1 pseudogene is annotated in these 877 nt (G+C 57.2%); it reads right to left on the bottom strand.

Annotation, left to right across the window (positions count from 1 at the left end):
- Positions 1–13 precede the first annotated feature (13 nt).
- Positions 14–811 (bottom strand): annotated as a pseudogene (locus Q1B21_RS22295) (IS5 family transposase).
- Positions 812–877: the final 66 nt, after the last annotated feature.

Below are 877 nucleotides of genomic sequence, written 5' to 3'. Positions count from 1 at the left end.
CTAGGGTCAGGACTCATAGCCAGTAAATTACGAGCGCCGCGAGAGCGATTGCTGAGAGGAAGACCTTCGGGCATCGGTCGTATCTTGTTGCAACACGCCGCCAATCTTTCAGCCTGCCGAACATGATCTCGATCCGATTGCGGCGTTTGTATCGCCGCTTGTCGTATTTTGCGGTCGTCTTGCGTTGCTTTCGACCCGGGATGCAGGGGCGTATGCCTTTGTCTTTCAAGGCTTCTCTGAACCAGTCCGCGTCATAGCCGCGGTCACCAAGCAGCCAATCGACATCCGGCAGGCTACTCAGTAACGCCCTTGCGCCGATATAGTCGGTGACTTGTCCGGCTGTCACGAACAGGTTCAGCGGACGCCCTTGGCTGTCGCAAATGGCATGCAGTTTGGTGTTCATACCGCCCTTGGTCCGGCCCCCTCTCGGCAGCATCCTTCGGATGCGCCTTCCGGGCAGTGGATCAGGCGTCCACGCCCCCCTTTTTGAGCCCATACTGGTCGCGGTACGGTGGGCCTTCAAATAAGTTGCGTCGATCATCACGGTCTTCTCCTCGCCGTGCTAAGCGGCCAGACCGACCATCATCTGTGCAAAAACACCCCTATCGCTCCACCGTTTCCAACGATTGTACAGCGTCTTGTGCGGGCCATAGGCAGCAGGCGCGTCACGCCACCGTAACCCATTGCGATTGATGAAGATAATCCCGCTCAATACACGCCGGTCATCTACGCGTGGCTTGCCGTGGGGCTTTGGGAAGAAGGGCTTCAAACGCGCCATCTGCGCGTCCGTAAGCCAGAAAAGATCAGACATGTTCACCGCTCGTTTTCGAACCGTGAATCACGCTGTAAGGCGGAAATCAATCGGTCCTGACCCTAG

Source organism: uncultured Ruegeria sp., assembly GCF_947504215.1.
In the GTDB taxonomy this organism is placed as follows: domain Bacteria; phylum Pseudomonadota; class Alphaproteobacteria; order Rhodobacterales; family Rhodobacteraceae; genus Ruegeria.
This window is presented reverse-complemented; position numbering and strand designations above follow the sequence as displayed.